16 protein-coding genes are annotated in these 16539 nt (G+C 74.4%); 5 read left to right on the top strand and 11 right to left on the bottom strand.

All coding sequences use genetic code 11. The annotated features are described in order from the left end of the window. Nucleotides 1-168 precede the first annotated feature (168 nt). Entirely contained in the window at nucleotides 169-732 is a 564-nt protein-coding gene (locus tag ACYVJE_RS17730) for a YlcI/YnfO family protein (RefSeq protein WP_461145326.1), read from the top strand. Nucleotides 733-775: 43 nt separating this feature from the next. Beyond that, nucleotides 776-1759 (top strand): DUF4097 family beta strand repeat-containing protein, encoded by a 984-nt coding sequence (locus tag ACYVJE_RS17725; protein WP_461145325.1) that lies wholly within the window; start codon nucleotides 776-778, stop codon nucleotides 1757-1759. A gap of 211 nt (nucleotides 1760-1970) precedes the next feature. Here ACYVJE_RS17725 and ACYVJE_RS17720 read toward each other — a convergent pair whose 3' ends face one another. Further along, entirely contained in the window at nucleotides 1971-3236 is a 1266-nt protein-coding gene (locus ACYVJE_RS17720) for a winged helix-turn-helix domain-containing protein (RefSeq protein ID WP_461145324.1), read from the bottom strand. Nucleotides 3237-3330: 94 nt separating this feature from the next. On the opposite strand from ACYVJE_RS17720, the gene ACYVJE_RS17715 reads away from it, so the two are divergent. After that, nucleotides 3331-3969 carry a GNAT family N-acetyltransferase gene (locus ACYVJE_RS17715; RefSeq protein WP_459156813.1) on the top strand — a complete coding sequence of 213 codons (639 nt, stop codon included), beginning with the start codon at nucleotides 3331-3333 and terminating at the stop codon, nucleotides 3967-3969. Nucleotides 3970-4072: 103 nt separating this feature from the next. Beyond that, nucleotides 4073-4573 (top strand): hypothetical protein, encoded by a 501-nt coding sequence (locus ACYVJE_RS17710; RefSeq protein WP_459156814.1) that lies wholly within the window; start codon nucleotides 4073-4075, stop codon nucleotides 4571-4573. A gap of 72 nt (nucleotides 4574-4645) precedes the next feature. Here the strand turns inward: ACYVJE_RS17710 and ACYVJE_RS17705 are convergent, their stop codons facing one another. The 9 genes from ACYVJE_RS17705 to truB form a co-directional block, all read right to left on the bottom strand. Beyond that, nucleotides 4646-5038: a hypothetical protein gene (locus ACYVJE_RS17705; RefSeq protein ID WP_461145371.1), complete on the bottom strand. Its 393-nt coding sequence runs from the start codon at nucleotides 5036-5038 to the stop codon at nucleotides 4646-4648. A gap of 106 nt (nucleotides 5039-5144) precedes the next feature. Further along, nucleotides 5145-5897 carry a 4-hydroxy-tetrahydrodipicolinate reductase gene (gene dapB / locus ACYVJE_RS17700; protein WP_459156815.1) on the bottom strand — a complete coding sequence of 251 codons (753 nt, stop codon included), beginning with the start codon at nucleotides 5895-5897 and terminating at the stop codon, nucleotides 5145-5147. Continuing rightward, on the bottom strand, nucleotides 5894-7306 hold the full coding sequence (locus ACYVJE_RS17695; RefSeq protein WP_461145323.1) for a M16 family metallopeptidase: 1413 nt from the start codon (nucleotides 7304-7306) through the stop codon (nucleotides 5894-5896). Before ACYVJE_RS17695 ends, dapB begins: the two co-directional genes overlap by 4 nt. A gap of 125 nt (nucleotides 7307-7431) precedes the next feature. Beyond that, entirely contained in the window at nucleotides 7432-9705 is a 2274-nt protein-coding gene (locus ACYVJE_RS17690) for a polyribonucleotide nucleotidyltransferase (protein WP_461145322.1), read from the bottom strand. 318 nt (nucleotides 9706-10023) lie between these two features. Further along, complete coding sequence (rpsO, locus tag ACYVJE_RS17685; RefSeq protein ID WP_459156818.1) at nucleotides 10024-10293, bottom strand: 30S ribosomal protein S15; 270 nt, start codon at nucleotides 10291-10293, stop codon at nucleotides 10024-10026. Nucleotides 10294-10503: 210 nt separating this feature from the next. Further along, on the bottom strand, nucleotides 10504-11073 hold the full coding sequence (gene thpR / locus ACYVJE_RS17680; protein ID WP_461145321.1) for an RNA 2',3'-cyclic phosphodiesterase: 570 nt from the start codon (nucleotides 11071-11073) through the stop codon (nucleotides 10504-10506). Between the two features lie 135 nt (nucleotides 11074-11208). Further along, on the bottom strand, nucleotides 11209-11700 hold the full coding sequence (locus tag ACYVJE_RS17675; RefSeq protein WP_461145320.1) for a helix-turn-helix domain-containing protein: 492 nt from the start codon (nucleotides 11698-11700) through the stop codon (nucleotides 11209-11211). A gap of 149 nt (nucleotides 11701-11849) precedes the next feature. After that, nucleotides 11850-12830 carry a bifunctional riboflavin kinase/FAD synthetase gene (locus tag ACYVJE_RS17670; protein WP_459156821.1) on the bottom strand — a complete coding sequence of 327 codons (981 nt, stop codon included), beginning with the start codon at nucleotides 12828-12830 and terminating at the stop codon, nucleotides 11850-11852. A 263-nt stretch (nucleotides 12831-13093) separates the two neighbouring features. After that, entirely contained in the window at nucleotides 13094-14002 is a 909-nt protein-coding gene (gene truB, locus ACYVJE_RS17665; protein ID WP_461145319.1) for a tRNA pseudouridine(55) synthase TruB, read from the bottom strand. 320 nt (nucleotides 14003-14322) lie between these two features. On the opposite strand from truB, the gene def reads away from it, so the two are divergent. Then, the gene (def, locus tag ACYVJE_RS17660; protein ID WP_459156823.1) at nucleotides 14323-14826 is read left to right on the top strand and encodes a peptide deformylase; all 504 of its coding nucleotides are present in this window, start codon (nucleotides 14323-14325) and stop codon (nucleotides 14824-14826) included. A 240-nt stretch (nucleotides 14827-15066) separates the two neighbouring features. Here the strand turns inward: def and ACYVJE_RS17655 are convergent, their stop codons facing one another. After that, nucleotides 15067-16527, bottom strand: coding sequence for an MATE family efflux transporter (locus ACYVJE_RS17655; RefSeq protein WP_461145318.1), 1461 nt, complete (start codon nucleotides 16525-16527; stop codon nucleotides 15067-15069). Nucleotides 16528-16539: the final 12 nt, after the last annotated feature.

The raw sequence follows: 16539 nt of genomic DNA, 5'->3' as shown, positions 1-16539 counted from the left end.
GTCGAGGGTAACCGCCGCGGGCGGAGACCCCGCGGCGCACCGCCGGTCCCCACCGCGCGCCGCTGCTCGTGCGGCGGGCACCGCCGCGGTTGCCGAGGACCGCCCGCGCCGGTCCGGTGACGCCGCCGCGGGATTGTGCGGTGTCACGAGCAGCGTCATAGTGATGTCATGGACCTCAGCCCGTACATCAACCAGCTGCGCGAGGACCTCAGCTCGGCCGCCTCGGCCGGTGACGACCACACGCGCCACGCGGCCGCCGCGCTGTCCGCGAGCCTCGAGCCCGCGGCGCGCCTGGCGATCATGAACGCGCTGTCCGACCTCGCCGCCGAGATCACCACCCAGCTCGACGGTCCGGTGGTGGAGCTGCGCCTCGACGGCCGCGACGTGCGCGTCGTCGTCAGCGGAGCGGTACCGGCCGAGGAGGACGGACCCGGCGAACCGCCGCCACCGCCGCCCAGCGCCGACGGCGGCGACGTCAGCCGGATCACGCTGCGGCTGCTCGACGAGATCAAGTCGCAGGCCGAGCAGGCCGCCGCAGGCCAGGGCGTCTCGCTGAACGCGTGGGTCGCCCAGGCGGTCCAGGAGGCGCTGCACGGCGGCCGCCCCCGCGGCCCGTGGGACCACCACCGTCCCGGCCGCCGCCCCGCGCGGGCCCCGCACACCGACCGCACCTGGTGGAACGAGGGCTCCGACGGCGCGGGTTCCCGCATCCACGGCTGGGTGGAGAACTGACGCCGGGACGGCGGAAACCCCGGGAAGACGGAAGGACACGGCCATGACCGACGAAGACCCCACCGGCCCGGACGAACCGCAGGACGCGGGGGCGCGCGCGGACGACGCCGGCGAGTCCCCCGGCCTGGTCCGCAGCCTCGACTTCGACACGCCGCAGCCGCTGACCCTCGACATCGGCGACAACCACGGTCCCGTCACCGTCGAGCTCACCGACACCGCGGTCACCCAGGTCGAGGTGCGGCACGATCCCGACGCGGACGCGCCCGACTGGCGCGGCGGCCTCGCGGGCCTGCTCAACTGGGTCACCGAGCAGTTCGGCGAGGCGGGCGCGCGCACCGGCCGGGACCCCGACCGCGGTCGCGAGCGCGAACCGGCGACCGAAGCGGTGCGCAACACCCGCGTCGAGCTCACCGGCAACCGGCTGGTCGTGCGCACCCCCAGCGGCGCCCCGCTGCGCAACGTTCCCGTGGCCGTGCGGGTGCGGGCCCCGGCGCACTCCGAGCTGTCCGTGCAGGCCGGCTCCGGCGACGTCACCGTGACCGGCACCGCCGTGCGCGCCCAGGTGCAGTCCGGCGGCGGCGCGGTCTCGCTGGCCGGCTCCACCGAACGCGCCACGGTGCGCACCGGTTCCGGCCAGCTCCGCCTCGGGTTGATGAAGGGCGGGGTGCACGCGCGCAGCGGCAGCGGCGACGTGGAGATCGCGGGCGTGCTCGCCGCGTCCTCGGTGGTCACCGGCAGCGCGGACGTGTGGCTGGGCGAGGTCGGCGCCGACGTGCTCGTGCGCTCCGGCAGCGGCGACCTCAGCGTCACCGACGCCGCCGCCGGGGAGCTCGAGCTGATCACCGGATCGGGGGAGATCCAGGTGGCCCTGCGCCGCGGGCGCAGTGCCGAGGTCGACCTGACCTCCAGCGCCGGTTCGGCGCGCAGCGACCTCGACGTGCGCGACCAACCGCCCGCCACGACCCCGGAGCTGCACGTGTACGGGCGGACGGGGACGGGCGACGTCGTGCTCACCTCGGCGCTGTGAGCGTCGGGGAGTCCGCGGATCGGCTGGCGCCGCGGGTCGGGTGGGGAACCTCCGGCGGGTCGGTCTGCGTGCGAGGGAGGAAGCGGTTGCGCCGCTTACCCGGCGGACCGCTGCGGCCAAGCACCCGACCGCCGATCCGCGGTCTGTTGGTCGGGACGGTGTCGAGTCGTTCTGCCCGCTGCGGGTGGGTGCTCTGGCGCAGTTGGGCGGATCACTGCACCGCATCCCGCAGCTCGCGGGCCAGCGGACCGGCGAGGTCCCCGCGCCCGCCGACCGCGACGCGCTCCAGCCCGAGCCAGTCGGCCATGGCGCGGAGCTCGGCGGCGAGCTCACCGGCCACGCGGGCGCACCGCCGCTCGGGTTCGGCGAAGGCCGCCGGCACCCGCAGCGCGCCGGCTCGGCGGTCGGCCTTGAGGTCCACGCGGGCCACCAGCTCGCCGTCGAGCAGGAACGGGAAGACGTAATAGCCGTACTCGCGCCGGTCGGCGGGCACGTAGATCTCGATGCGGTAGCGGAAGCCGAACAGCCGCTCGGTGCGCGCGCGTTCCCACACCACCGGGTCGAACGGCGCGAGCAGGGCGCGGCCGGTGATCGCCCGCGGGGCGCGCGCGGTGGTGTGCCGGTAGGCGCGGTTGCGCCACCCCCGCACCGCCACGGGTTCCAACCGCCCGGACTCGACGAGCTCGGCCACGGCGCGGCGCGACTGCTCCGGGTGCAGCCGGTAGTAGTCGCGCAGGTCGGTCTCGGTGCCGACGCCGAGCGCCTGCCCGGCGCGGTCGACGAGCGCACGCACCGCCTCGCCCTCGGCGACCTCGCGGGTGAGCACCTCCGGCGGCAGCACCCGCTCGGGCAGGTCGTACTTGCGCTCGAACCCGCCCGCCGAACCCGCGGCCTCGCCCGCACCCCGGCCGGTGCGGGTGGCCGCTGTCAGCTCCCCGCGGGCGAAGAGCAGCTCGCAGGCCTGTTTCGTGTCGCTGCGGTCCCACCAGGTGCCGCGCCGGGGCCGCTGCTGCCCGGCCAGCTCGCGTTCGATCTCGCCCGCCCCGACCGGCCCGCGCTCCTTGACCGCGGCGAGCACGTCGTCGACCAGCTGCGGCTCGCGATCGGCGACCTCCGCCAGGCGGGTGCGCCAGGCCCCGCCGGCTTCCCGCATCCGCCACCGCAGCAGCGGCCAGTCCTCCACCGGCACCAGGGAGGCTTCGTGCGCCCAGTACTCCACCAGCAGCCGCGGGCGGCGCGCGGAGTGCGCCCAGGCCGCCCCGTCCACCAGCTCACCGGGGAACGCCCCGAGCCTGCTGAACAGCGGCATGTAGTGCGCGCGCACGGCCACGTTGACCGAGTCGAGCTGGATGAGCTTGATCCGCGACAGCACCCGGCGCAGGTGCCGCCGGTCCACCGAGCCGGACGGGCGGCGATCGGCGAACCCCTGCGCGGCGAGCGCGGTGCGGCGCGCGGTGCCGGTGTTCATCGTCTGCACGCCGCAGATCGTGCCACCGTCCACCGACACCCCGCGGTGCACCCGGGGTGACCGGGCGGTGACGCGGGGAGGCCGTCCGCGTTAGGTTCACCACATGGCAGATGCCGAGGTGCGTACCGCCACGACCGCGGACGCCGCCGAGATCGCCCGCATCCAGCTGTCGACGTGGCGCACCGCCTACGCCGAGCTGCTGCCCGCCACCGCGTGGGAACGCCTCGACGAGGAGGAGGTCGCGCAGCACTGGGCGGAGACGATCGCCGACGGGCCCGCCCACGTGCTCCTCGCCACCGAAGGGCCGTGGGCCGTCGGGTTCTGCGCCGCCGGCACCGCCCCCGAGTCGGAGTCCGCCGCGGCCGACGGCACGCCGGCCGCGGACGCCTCCGCGGTGGCCCTGCTCAGCGCACTGCTGGTCGAACCCCGCTGGGGCCGGCGGGGGCACGGCGGGCGCCTCGTCGCGCGCGCGGGCGAGGTGCTGCGGCAGGAGGGGATCACCCGCGGCATCACGTGGACGGCCGAGTCCGACTCGGCGTCGATGTTCTTCTTCCGCCGCCTCGGCTGGGCGCCGGACGGTACCGTGCGTACGTTGGAGGCCGACGGCCAGATCGTCCGGGAGATGCGCCTGTCCGGCGGGTGGGACGTCCCGCTGCGGGAGGGGAACCCCGCGGCATCGGGCACCGCCGACATCGACGCCGTCGGGGCGGCGCAGGACCTGTTCGACCTGCCCGGCCAGTGAGCACCGCGGTGTGCTCGCCGCCGCAGCGGCGGCGCGTGCTGAACGCGGTCCGCGCGCCGCGCCCGGCGGGCTCGGCGCTGCGGCGCGAGGTGAGGAGGGTGCGGTGGCCGCGGTGCTCGGGCTGCTCGGCGCCGCCCTCGGCGTCGCGGTCGTCTCCGCCGTGTTCCCCCTGATCAGCGTCGAGATCTTCGCGCTCGGGGTGCTCTTCGGCGGTGCGGACGTGCCGTGGTGGGCGCTGGCGCTGGTCATCGCTGTCGGGCAGATCGCGGGCAAGACGCTGCACTACGGGGCCGCCCGCGGCGCCGTGCGCCTGCCGGGGCTGCTGCGCCGCACCGGCCGCTTCCCCCGGCGGCGGGCGCGGACGCGCGCGGCCGCGCTGCTCGAGCGGTTCCGGGACACCTGCCGGCAGCGCCCGGCCTGGAGCGGCGGGGTGCTGCTGGCCAGCGCGGCGGCCAGCGTCCCGCCGTTCGCCGCGACCGCGGCGGTCGCCGGCTGGGCGCGCGTGTCCCTGGCGCTGTTCCTCGTCACCGGGTTCACCGGCCGCCTGGTCCGGTTCGGGGTGCTCACCGCCGCCCCCGCCCTGGTGCACGGCTCGGCGGCGTGAGGACGCGCGCCCCGCGGGCACCGCGCTCCGCGACCACCCCGAGCGGCGCACGTCCCGGAGGGCCGCGCCACTTCACCGCTCGGACGAGCCGCGCTCCAGCCCGATCGCGCGCCGCATCGCCCGCCGGCCGCGGTTGCGGTCACCGGCCAGGTCGTAGGCCTCGGCCAGCGCGTACCACCGGCGCCAGTCCTGCGGGTCCTGCTCCAGCTCTGACTGCTTCTGCTCGAACCACGCGTCGGCGGCCTCGCGCTCGACGCGGCCGGACGGGCGGCGGGGCAGGTGGGAGACGTCCGGCAGCGCGTCCTCCGCGTCCAACCGCCGTGCGAGCCGCTCGGTGCGCACGCCGAAGCGCAGCTGGTCGTACACGAGCAGCGCACCGATCAGCGGCAGCACGAGCACGCCCACCCCGAACAGGGCGAACGCCCAGCGCCCGCTGGTGATGAGCACGAACGCCCGCTCACCCATGAGCACGAGGTACACGACCAGGGCGAACGCGGCGACGAAAGCCGCCGTCCGCGGCGTCCACCACCGGCGCTGCCCCACCTGCTGCTCACTCACGCGCATCCCCCGCTCACAGCCCCATGAGGGCGTCCAGGCCGACCGTGAGCCCCGGGCGCTGCCCGATCTCGCGCACGGCCAGCAGCACGCCGGGCATGAAGGAGCGCCGGTCGTAGGAGTCGTGCCGGATGGTCAGCGTCTCGCCGTCCGTGCCGAACAGCACCTCCTGGTGCGCCACGAGCCCGGCCATGCGCACCGCGTGCACCGGAACCCCGTCCACCTCGGCGCCGCGGGCGCCGTCCAGCTGGCTGCTCGTCGCGTCCGGGGCCGGCCCCACGCCCGCCTCGGCGCGCGCCTGCGCCACCTGGCGCGCCGTGCGGGTGGCCGTGCCGGACGGCGCGTCCACCTTGTTCGGGTGGTGCAGCTCGACGATCTCGGCCGACTCGAAGTAGCGCGCCGCGATCTCGGCGAAGCGCATGGACAGCACCGCACCGATGGCGAAGTTCGGCGCGACGATCACACCCACCCGGGGGTTCTCGCCGAGCACGCCGCGGACCGCCTCCAGCTCGTCCGGGCCGAGCCCGCTCGTGCCGACGACGACGTGGATGCCGTTGTCGACGCAGAAGCGCACGTTCTCCAGCACCGACTCGGGGCGGGTCAGTTCCACGGCCACCTGCGCGCCCGCGTCGACCAGTCCGGACAGCGGGTCCTCGCGGTTGATCGCGGCGACGAGCTCCGCGTCGGGCGCCTCGCCCACGGCCCGGACCGCTTCCGACCCCATGCGCCCGCGGGCACCCAGCACGCCGACCTTGAGGGGGGAATTCACGTCACGTCTCCTTTGCTGACCCGTCCTGCCTGCGCTGTTCCCGCGCCCTGCCGCCGCGCACCGCGGCGACCGCCCCGCGCCGGCCCCACCGCCCCGTCCGGCAGGTCGGCCTCCCGCTCGTACGGACCGACGACCGCCGTCGCCAGCGGACGGGTGAGCAGCTCCCCGGCGAGTGCGGCGACCTGCTCGGCGGTGACCGCGTCGATGCGCTCCAGCGCGCGTTCCACGCTCTCGTGCTGCCCGTGGTTGAGCTCGCGCTTGCCGACGCGCACCATCCGCGCGGCGGTGTCCTCCAGGCCGAGCACGAGCGCGCCGCGCAGCTGCCCGCGACCGCGGCGGACCTCCTCCTCGGACAGCCCTTCCCGGGCGACCGTACCGAGCACCTCGCGGACGAGGGCGCACACCTCGCCGAGGCGGTCCGGCGCGCACCCCGCGTACACCGAGAACATCCCGCTGTCGGAGAACGCGGTGCTGTCCGAGTGCACCGCGTAGGCCAGGCCGCGGCGCTCCCGCACCTGCTGGAACAGCCGCGAGCTCATGCCGCCGCCGAGCGCGGCGTTGAGCACGCCGAGGGCGTAGCGCCGCTCGTCGTAGCGGTCGAGGCCGCGGCAGCCGACGAGCACGTGGGCCTGCTCCGTGTCCGAGGGCTGCAGGACCAGCGGGCGCTGCCGCGGGAACCTGCCGCCACCGGTCCGCAGCGGCCGCGGGACCTGCCCCGCCGGGAAGCGCTCGCCCAGGGCCTGCCGCACCTGCCGGACCAGCCGCTCGTGGTCGACGTTGCCCGCCGCGGACAGCACCATCCGCTCCGGCCGGTAGTGGCGCCGGTAGAAGCCGTGCACCCGCGCGCGGCTCATGCCCTGCACCGACTCCTCCGTGCCCAGCACGGAGCGCCCGAGCGGGTGGCCGCCGAACAGCGACTCGGTGAACAGCTCGCCGAGCGCGTCCTCCGGGTCGTCGTCGCGCATGGCCATCTCCTCGAACACCACGCGGCGCTCCAGCTCCACGTCCCGCGCGGTGTTGCGGGCGGCGAACACGACGTCGCAGAGCACGTCGACCGCCATCGGCAGGTCCTCGTCGAGCACCTGCGCGTAGAAGCAGGTGTGCTCCTTGGCGGTGAACGCGTTGAGCTCACCGCCGACCACGTCCACCTCGGCGGCGATCCCGGCCGCGGAACGCCGCTCGGTGCCCTTGAACAGCAGGTGCTCCAGGTAGTGCGCCGCGCCGGCCTGCGGGCGCGTCTCGTCCCGGGAACCGACGTCGACCCACAGGCCCGCACCGGCCGACCGCGAACCGGGCACCTGCTCGGTGACCACGCGCAACCCGCTCGGCAGCACGGTGCGGCGCACCGCAGCGGTGTCCGAGCGCACCACAACCCGTGCGCTGCCAGGTCGCTGCTCTTCTCGCCCCATCGTCCCGTCACGTCCACCGCGGTTGGCGCTCACCCGAATCGTCCCGTCGAACGATACGGCCCGCCCGGATGCTCCGAGCGGGCCGTTCCGTCCGGTGTTCCACCGGTCACGTCGGGGTCAGCCGATCACTGCGCGGTTTCCGCGGTCTCGCCGGACTCCTCCTGCGCCGCGCCGGCCTGGGCATCGCCCTCGGCGTCGCCCTCGCCCTCGTCGACCGGGACGAGGCTGATCTTGCCGCGGCTGTCGATGTCGGCGATCTCCACGCGCAGCTTGTCGCCGACGTTGACGACGTCCTCGACCTTGCCGATGCGCTTGCCGTTGCCCAGCTTGGAGATGTGCACCAGGCCGTCCTTGCCGGGCAGCAGGGAGACGAACGCGCCGAACGCGGCCGTTTTCACCACGGTGCCGAGGAACCGCTCGCCGACCTTCGGCAGCTGCGGGTTCGCGATCGAGTTGATCTTCTCGATCGCCGAGTCCGCCGAGGGGCCGTCCGCCGCGCCGACGTAGATCGTGCCGTCGTCCTCGATGGTGACCTCGGCGCCGGTCTCCTCGGTGATCGAGTTGATCATCTTGCCCTTCGGGCCGATGACCTCGCCGATCTTGTCGACCGGGATGCTCACCGAGGTCACGCGCGGGGCGTGCGGGCTCATCTCGTCCGGCTCGCCGATGGCCTCGGACATCACGCCGAGGATCGTGAACCGCGCGTCGCGGGCCTGCTCCAGCGCCTGGCCGAGCACCTCGGAGGGGATGCCGTCCAGCTTGGTGTCCAGCTGCAGCGCCGTGACGAACTCGCGCGTGCCGGCGACCTTGAAGTCCATGTCGCCGAAGGCGTCCTCCGCGCCGAGGATGTCGGTCAGCGCGACGTAGCGCCGCTCACCGTCCACCTCGTCGGAGACCAGGCCCATCGCGATGCCCGCCACCGGGGCCTTCAGCGGCACACCGGCGTTGAGCAGGGACAGCGTGGAGGCGCAGACCGAGCCCATGGAGGTCGAGCCGTTCGACCCGATCGCCTCGGAGACCTGCCGGATCGCGTACGGGAAGTCGTCCCGCGACGGCAGCACCGGCACGATCGCCCGCTCGGCGAGCGCGCCGTGGCCGATCTCGCGCCGCTTCGGCGTGCCCACGCGGCCGGTTTCCCCGGTCGAGTAGGGAGGCATGTTGTAGTGGTGCAGGTACCGCTTCGTCGTCTCCGGCGAGAGCGAGTCGATCGTCTGCTCCATGCGCAGCATGTTCAGCGTGCTCACGCCGAGGATCTGGGTCTCGCCGCGCTCGAACAGCGCCGAACCGTGCGTCCGCGGCACCACGCCGACCTCGGCGGAGAGCTCCCGGATGTCGGCCACGCCGCGGCCGTCGATGCGCACCTGGTCGCGCAGGATGCGCTGCCGCACCAGCTGCTTGGTCAGGTCCTTGAAGGCGCCGCCGACCTCCTTCTCCCGGCCGGCGAACTCCTCGCCCTCGCCGACGCCGACGCGCTCCAGGGCCGCGGCCTTGAGCTCGTCCAGGCGCTCCTCGCGCTCCTGCTTGCCCCCGATCTTGAGGGCCTCGGCGAGCTCGTCGGAGACCGCGCGCTCCACGGCGGTGTAGACGTCCGGCTCGTAGGCCGGGAAGACCGGGTACTCCTCGGCGGCCGAGCCCGCGGCGTTGGCCAGGCGCTGCTGCGCCTCGCACAGCGTGCGGATGAACGGCTTGGCCGCCTCCAGGCCCTCGGCGACCACGCCCTCGGTCGGGGCCTGGGCGCCCTCGGCGACCAGCTCCGCGGTGTGGTCGGTCGCCTCGGCCTCGACCATCATGATCGCCACGTCGTCACCGACGACGCGGCCGGCGACGACCATGTTGAACACGGCGCGCTGCAGCTGCTCGTGCGTCGGGAAGGCCACCCACTGCCCGTCGATCAGGGCCATGCGGGTGCTGCCGACCGGGCCGGAGAACGGCAGGCCGGAAAGCTGGGTGGACGCGGAGGCGGCGTTGATCGCCAGCACGTCGTACAGGTCACCCGGCGCCAGGCTCATCACCGTGAGCACCACCTGCACCTCGTTGCGCAGGCCGTCCGCGAACGACGGGCGCAGCGGGCGGTCGATGAGCCGGCAGGTGAGCACCGCGTCGGTTGAGGGACGCCCCTCCCGGCGGAAGAACGACCCGGGGATGCGCCCGGCGGCGTACATCCGCTCCTCGACGTCGACCGTCAGCGGGAAGAAGTCGAGCTGCTCCTTGGGCTGCTTGGAGGCGGCCGTCGCCGACAGCAGCATCGTCTCGTCGTCCAGGTAGGCCACGGCGCTGCCCGTGGCCAGCTTGGCCAGCCGACCGGTCTCGAAGCGGACCGTCCGCTTGCCGAACGCGCCGTTGTCCAGCACGGCCGTGGTTTCGTACACGCCCTCTTCGGGCGATTGGGTCTCGGTCACTCTGATGACTCCTTGCTCCTCGCGAGGCTCACGGCGAGCAGCTGGAGTGCGGTCCGAAAGGGCCGGCCATCGATCGAAGCCCCCGGAGGACTCGTCGTCCGAGAGCCACTACCGAGGACCGGCGGAACGCCTTCCGCTGGCACCGTGAGCACTCTGTTCACGCATCCGGCGCAGCGCGGCGCCGGACACCCCCATTCTGGGGGCGGTGTTCCGTTGTTCGCACAGTGTGCGCACCGCCGCGACCCCCGCGGGATCGCGGCGGTCGCGCACGGCCCCGCATGCGGAGGGGAGCGGCCGCGGCCGCTCCCCTCCCGCGGTTCAGCGCCGCAGACCGAGTCGCTGGATCAGCGAGCGGTAGCGGGCGATGTCCACCTTGATCAGGTAGTTGAGCAGCCGGCGGCGGCGCCCGACCATGAGCAGCAGACCACGTCGCGAGTGGTGGTCGTGCTTGTGGAACTTCAGGTGCTCGGTCAGGCCGGTGATCCGCCTGGTCAGCAGCGCGACCTGGGCCTCCGGCGAGCCGGTGTCGCTCTCGTGCAGGCCGTAGTCGGCCAGGACCTGCTTCTTCTCCGCAGTGGACAAAGCCACGAGTGCACTCCTTGTCAAAACGTCCCGCGGTTTCCGTCGACCTGCGCGCCACGAGCCGCGACCCGCGGAGCGGACCTCCGCGCGGTCGTGGTTCACGCCGTCGCAGGGGGGCGGCCGCCACGGACCGCAGCCGTCCCGCTGTCAGGGTATCAGGGGCGCTGCCCCCAGCGGCCGAAGCGCCGCGCACCGCGGCGAACCGCCCCGCGGCGTTCACCCCGAGGGGGACGCGGCACCCGCGGGGACCCGGTGCAGGACGCGGTACTCCGGACCGGACTCCCCGGGCACGCTGCGCACCAGGGTGATCTCGGGCACGTCCCAGCGCGGGCCCGCGTACTCCGCGAAGAACTCGGCCAGCGCCCGGGTCGGTTTGCCGTTGCTCCAGCGCGCGACCGTCAGGTGTCCGCGGTACCCCTCCGGATCCCCGCCGGCGATGCGCACGAGCTCGCCGAGCACCGCCGCGTCCGCGTTGGTGGCGGGCTCCACCCCGATCCACAGCACGCTGCGGAACACGCCGGCACCGGCCAGCCGCAGCCGCGGCGGCACGACCTCGGCCTTCACCAGGTCGGCCGCCTCCCTGTCCAGCCGTTCGGAGATCTCGTCCGGATCGGCGGCCTCGCCGTGGAAGCACAGCGTCAAGTGCCAGCGGTCGGCCGGCACGAAGCGGAACCGGCGCAGTCCCCGGGACAACTCGGCGACCTGCCGTTCCGAGAGTTCCGCGATCTCCGCCGCCAGGTGGTCGACCGCCACCTCCGCGGGCCACAGCGCGGTGAACAGCCGCATACGCCTTCCGTGTCTCGTCGCGAGCTCGATGACCACCTCCGCCCCGGGCGCGGCCAGCGCGACCGCGGGCGGACGCGTCTCCTTCCGTGTGCGGTCCCCATCGTGCCGCGCCTCCTCCGCCGGCGCGACGCCCCGTCACCGCGCGTCCGGCTCCGGGCCCACCGCGCGCCGCAGGAAGTCCGCCAGCTCGGGGTGCCGGGCGGCCAGCAGCCGCGCGGCCGACCGCAGCTCCTGCGGTTCGGCCACGTCGCGCAGCACCGACCACGCGATCTCCTCCCGGGCGCTGCTGGAGACCGGTAAGTCGTCGCGGCCCACGGTCGGCCGGGAGCTCCGCACGTCATGCAGGGCCAGCTCGATCGCCTCCGCGTCCCCGGAGGCCACCCCGGGGATGAGCACCTTGCGCTCCAGCATCACCAGGCGCGCCAGCACCGACGGGTTGCCGATCTTCGCGCGGCTGCCGCTCATGACCTGGCTGAGCATCGCGGGGCTGATCCCCAGCACCCCCGCCAGCTGCGCCTGCGAGATCCGGAAGGCCACGACGAGCCGGCGCACCCGGTCACCCAGCGGTTCCCCGTACCACTGCCGCTGCAACTCGCGGTTCCGCCGCACTGTGTCGCGCTTGGCCATCGTTCCCCCGGATCGACTGCTCCCGCCGCGCTCGGACGCGGTTCCCGGACCTGGATCCTGCCAGCCCGGCAGGTCGAGAAGGTCCGGAATCGGCACATCGGTCCGGGCGGCGCCGCACTCGGCCACCGCGCGCCGCGCCGGTCCGGAGCTCACCCCTCGCCCAGCGCAGCCCGCGTGTCGGCGACGTCCTGCCGCATCTGGGCCACCAGGGCCTCGGCGGAGTCGTAGCTCTCCATCGGGCGCAGCCGCCGCACGAAGTCCAGATCGACGTGCTCGCCGTAGAAGTCCTCGGACACGTCGAGCACGTACGCCTCGACGGTGCGCTCCGTCCCGGAGAACGTCGGGTTGCTGCCGACCGAGACCGCGGCGGGCAGCGGCTCGCTGCCGTCCGCCTCGCGGTCGCGGCGGTGCGTGAACCAGCAGGCGTACACGCCGTCGGCGGGGACCGCCGCGAACTCCGGCATGGACAGGTTCGCCGTGGGGAAGCCGAGCTCCGAACCACCGCGGCCCACGCCGCGCACCACGATCCCCTCCAGCCGGTGGTAGCGGCCCAGGGCCGCCGCCGCGGCCCCCACACCACCCGCGTCCACGCAGGAGCGGATGAACGTCGACGAGAAGGTCACCTCCGCGGTGCCCGCCTCGTCGCGGGGCGTCGGCCCGGACAGCAGGCTGTCGGTGGCCACGTCGAAGCCGAACCGCTCCCCGAGCTGCGCGAGCGTGTCGATCGTGCCGGCGGCCTTGTGCCCGAAGGTGAAGTTCTCCCCGACGACGACCTCGGCCACGTGCAACCGCTCCACGAGCAGCTGGTGCGCGAAGTCCTCCGCGGACATCCGCGCCGTCTCCTGGGTGAACGGCAGCACGCAGAACACGTCCACGCCGAGCTGCTCGACCAGTTCGGCGCGCCGCCGCAGCGTCGTCAGCTGGGCGGGGTGGCTGCCCGGGCGCACCACCTCCATCGGGTGCGGGTCGAAGGTGAGCAGCACGCACGGCACACCGCGCTCGCGGGCGCGGTGCACCGCGTGGCGGATCAGCTTCTGATGCCCCCGGTGCACCCCGTCGAAGACGCCGATCGTCACAACGCACCGGCCCCAACCTGCGGGGATCTGCTCCAAACCACGCCATCGCTGCACGGCTCGCAAGCCTATCGCCGGTCCTCCGCACACCGCCGGGGAGGCACCGTTGCGGCGTTGCGCGCGGCGGAGCGCCGCCCGTGCGCGCGGAGAGCCGCACCGCGCTGCCGGACCGGCATGGGCGGCGGTCCCGCCACCCGGCCCGGATCGCCGAGCGCACCGGGGCGGCACCGCGCGCCGCGGTTGCGCCCACCGGGACGCCGGCGAGCCGCCGCTCCGCGTCCCCGCGCGAGGATGCCTCGGGAGCCGGTTCCGCGGCCTCCTCAGGCCGGGTTGAGCACGAGCACCGGTTTGGCCTTGCGCCCCTCGTCGCGGACGAGCGCGACCACCGAGCCCTGGGGGTCGAACATGCCGTAGGTGCCGGGGACCTCCGCGGCCGGGACCGGTTGCCCGTGCGCGAGGGCGCGCGCGGTGCGCGCGTCCACGTTGCGCCGTTCGAACCCGGCCTCCACCGACCGGTCCAGGTCCAGCGACAGCTCCGGCCGCTCCGCCAGCTGGTCGAGGGTGCGCGCCGTGGCCAGGCCGAACGGGCCCACGCGGGTGCGGCGCAGCTGCGCCACGTGACCGCCCACCTCCAGCCGGGCGCCGAGGTCGCGGGCCAGCGCGCGCACGTACGTTCCCGAGGAGCACTCGACGAGCACGTCGATGTCGGTCGTGCGCTCCTCGCGGTGCACGGCGAGCACGTCGAACCGCGAGACGGTCACCGGGCGCGCCTCGAGCTCCACCTCGTGGCCCTCGCGGGCCAGTTCGTAGGCGCGGCGGCCGTTGACCTTGACCGCGCTGACCGCGCTGGGCACCTGCTCGATCTCACCGGTCAGCGCGGCCACCCCGGACCGGATCGCCTCCTCCGGCACGGCCGAGGCGTCCTGCTGCGAGCGCACCTCGCCCTCGGCGTCCTCGGTGCCGGTGGTCACGCCGAGCCGGATCGTGGCCAAGTACGCCTTGGTGTCCATGGCCAGGTGCCCGAGCAGCTTGGTGGCCCGCTCCACGCCGAGGACGAGCACGCCCGTGGCCATCGGGTCGAGGGTCCCCGCGTGCCCGATCTTGCGGGTGCCGAGCAGGCGCCGCGTCCGGGCGACGACGTCGTGCGAGGTCATGCCGCCGGGCTTGTCGACGACGAGCAGGCCGGGCGGCACGGCGGGCCGTTGGGAACGCGAACTGCGGGCGGACACGAGCGTCCATCTTCCCGCACGCCACCGGGGCTCCGGCGAGGGGGCGCGGCAGAGCTGCTCGCTCGGGCGCGCCGCGGACGGCCCTCCTGCTGCCGCAGCCGCCGCGCCTCCGCCACCTGCTCTACCGGCATCGCGGTGCACCACCTCCGCCGTGAACGTCCTGCACGGTGTTGCACCCACCCCGTGAAACCACCGGAAACGTCCCACCGCTCCGGCCGGCAGGGCTCCGGCCGGGCATCACGCGCTTCCGGAGGGCGCACCGGCGGATCGTAGAGTGGCCTCCCGGTCAGCATCGGTCCGCAGAGCAGAGGAGTGCACGCGTGCCTGTCCGCCCCATCCGCACGTTCGGTGATCCGGTCCTGCGCGAACGCACCGCGCCGGTGACGGTCTTCGACGACCGGCTGCGAAGCGTGATCACGGATCTGCTGGACACCGTCGACCAGCCCGGGCGGGCCGGGCTCGCGGCACCGCAGATCGGCGTGGGCGTGCGGGCGTTCAGCTACAACGTCGACGAGCAGTTCGGCTACGTCGTCAACCCGGTGATCGCCGAGCTCTCCGCGGAGGAGCAGGACGATGAGGAGGGCTGCCTGTCGCTGCCGAACCTGAGCTTCCCCACCCGCCGCGCGCAGCGGGCCGTCGTCCGCGGCGTGGACCTGAACGACGAACCGGTGACCGTCGAGGGCGAGGGCCTCATGGCGCGCTGCCTGCAGCACGAGGTCGACCACCTCGACGGCATGGTCTACCTCCAGCGGCTCGACGCCGGGACGCGCCGCGAGGCCTACCGCCAGGTGCGCGGACAGGACTGGTTCTGGCAACCGGCCTGAGCGGCCGCGCACCCGGCGCGCAGCACCCGTCCCGCAGCACCCGGTCCACACCCCCTGCAACTCCCGCCCCGGCCGGCGCGCGTCGGATCCATCGACCCACCGCCCGATGGCGTGGGGATGATTTGTACTCCATTCGCGTGGGGACAGCGCCCAATTTTCATGAAAATTGCGCTCTCTGGAAGAGTTCCAGAGAAGGGTGGCGGTCAGGACTGCACGGGTCCTCCTACTGCACGGGGTCTCCTACTGCACGGGGCCCTCCTGCTCGGCGGGGTCCGCTGCTGAGCGCTGCCCGGTCGAGGCAGGAGCCAGACCCACCACCGCCCAGCGGCCCGACCACCAGCGGGCCAGCAGCGTGCCCAGTCGGAAGAGCATGAACAGGCTCAGCCCGGTCCAGATCCCCGACAGCCCCCAATCGAACGCGAGCGAGAGCCAGATCATCGGCAGGTACCCGATCCCCGCGCTCAGCAGGGTCGCCGTGCGCAGGAACGCGGCGTCCCCGGCACCCAGCAGCACACCGTCCAGCCCGAAGACCACGCCCGCGACCGGCTGCAGCACCACGAAGAACCACCACGCGTGCGGCACCTCGGCCAGCACGCTCGCGTCGTCGGTGAACAGCCGGGGCAGCACACCGGACAACGCGGCGAACACGACCCCCAGCGCGAGGCCGAAGCCCAGCGCGTAGGCGGCGATCTGCCGCGCGATCCCCTTCGCGCTGCGCGCACTGCCCGCACCGAGCGCGGCCCCCACCAACGACTGCGCGGCGATCGCCAGCGAGTCCAGCACCAGCGACAGGAACGTCCACAGCTGCCACACGACCTGGTGCGCCGCGGCCGTGTCCGCGCCCGCCCGGGCCGCCACCGAGGTCGCCGAGACGAAGCAGATCTGGAACCCGAGCGAACGCAGCACCAGGTCCCTGGCCATCCCCAGCTGCGCCCGCATCGTGCCGAGGTCGGGGCGCAGCGGGACCCGCTCGACCGCCAGAGCACGCAGGAACAGCGCAGCGCTGACCGTCTGGCCCGCGACGTTGGCCAGCGCGGACCCCTCCAACCCGAGCCCGGCCGCGTAGACGAGCAGCGGGCACAGCACCGCCGAGAGCGCGTTGCCGGTGAGCACGATCCGCAGCGGCCGCACCGTGTCCTGCACGCCGCGCATCCACCCGTTGCCCGCCATCGTCACCAGCACCATCGGCGCGCCGAGCACGGCGATGCGCAGCCAGCTCGTGGCCGCCTCGGCGATCGGACCGGCACCGGCCATCGCACCGGCGACGGGTCCGGCGGCGAGCTGCGCGACCAGCAGCAGCGCCAGGCCGACGCCCAGCGCGAGCCACGTGGCCTGCACGCCCTCGGTGATCGCGGCACCGCGCCGACCGGCCCCGTGCAACCGCGCGGCCCGCGCCGTCGTGCCGTAGCTGAGGAACGTCAGTTGGCTCGACACGAGCGTGAACAGGGTGCCGCCGAGCGCGAGACCGGCCAGCGGAACGGCCCCCAGGTGACCCACGACCGCGGTGTCCACGAGCACGTACAGCGGCTCGGCCGCCAACACCCCGAGCGCGGGCACCGCCAGCGCCAGGATGCGCCGCGGGGACACGCGGCCGCTCTCGAGTTCGCGATCCACCCCGGGGTCCCGATCAGCCCCGGCGCCCCGATCAGCAGCAGCCTCCCGCCCCGCGGCGGTGCCCTGCTCCGCGTCCGTCACACCCATCTCCGTTCCACA

Source organism: Salinifilum aidingensis (genome assembly GCF_054782015.1).
This window is presented reverse-complemented; position numbering and strand designations above follow the sequence as displayed.

Bases quoted from the DNA above. Each gene is read 5' to 3' on its own strand.
- ACYVJE_RS17695 (WP_461145323.1), bottom strand. From the start codon at position 7,306: ATGGGGCGAGAAGAGCAGCGACCTGGCAGCGCACGGGTTGTGGTGCGC.
- ACYVJE_RS17655 (WP_461145318.1), bottom strand. From the start codon at position 16,527: ATGGGTGTGACGGACGCGGAGCAGGGCACCGCCGCGGGGCGGGAGGCT.
- ACYVJE_RS17715 (WP_459156813.1), top strand. From the start codon at position 3,331: ATGGCAGATGCCGAGGTGCGTACCGCCACGACCGCGGACGCCGCCGAG.
- ACYVJE_RS17725 (WP_461145325.1), top strand. From the start codon at position 776: ATGACCGACGAAGACCCCACCGGCCCGGACGAACCGCAGGACGCGGGG.
- ACYVJE_RS17730 (WP_461145326.1), top strand. From the start codon at position 169: ATGGACCTCAGCCCGTACATCAACCAGCTGCGCGAGGACCTCAGCTCG.
- thpR (WP_461145321.1), bottom strand. From the start codon at position 11,073: ATGCGGCTGTTCACCGCGCTGTGGCCCGCGGAGGTGGCGGTCGACCAC.
- ACYVJE_RS17705 (WP_461145371.1), bottom strand. From the start codon at position 5,038: ATGGGTGAGCGGGCGTTCGTGCTCATCACCAGCGGGCGCTGGGCGTTC.
- ACYVJE_RS17675 (WP_461145320.1), bottom strand. From the start codon at position 11,700: ATGGCCAAGCGCGACACAGTGCGGCGGAACCGCGAGTTGCAGCGGCAG.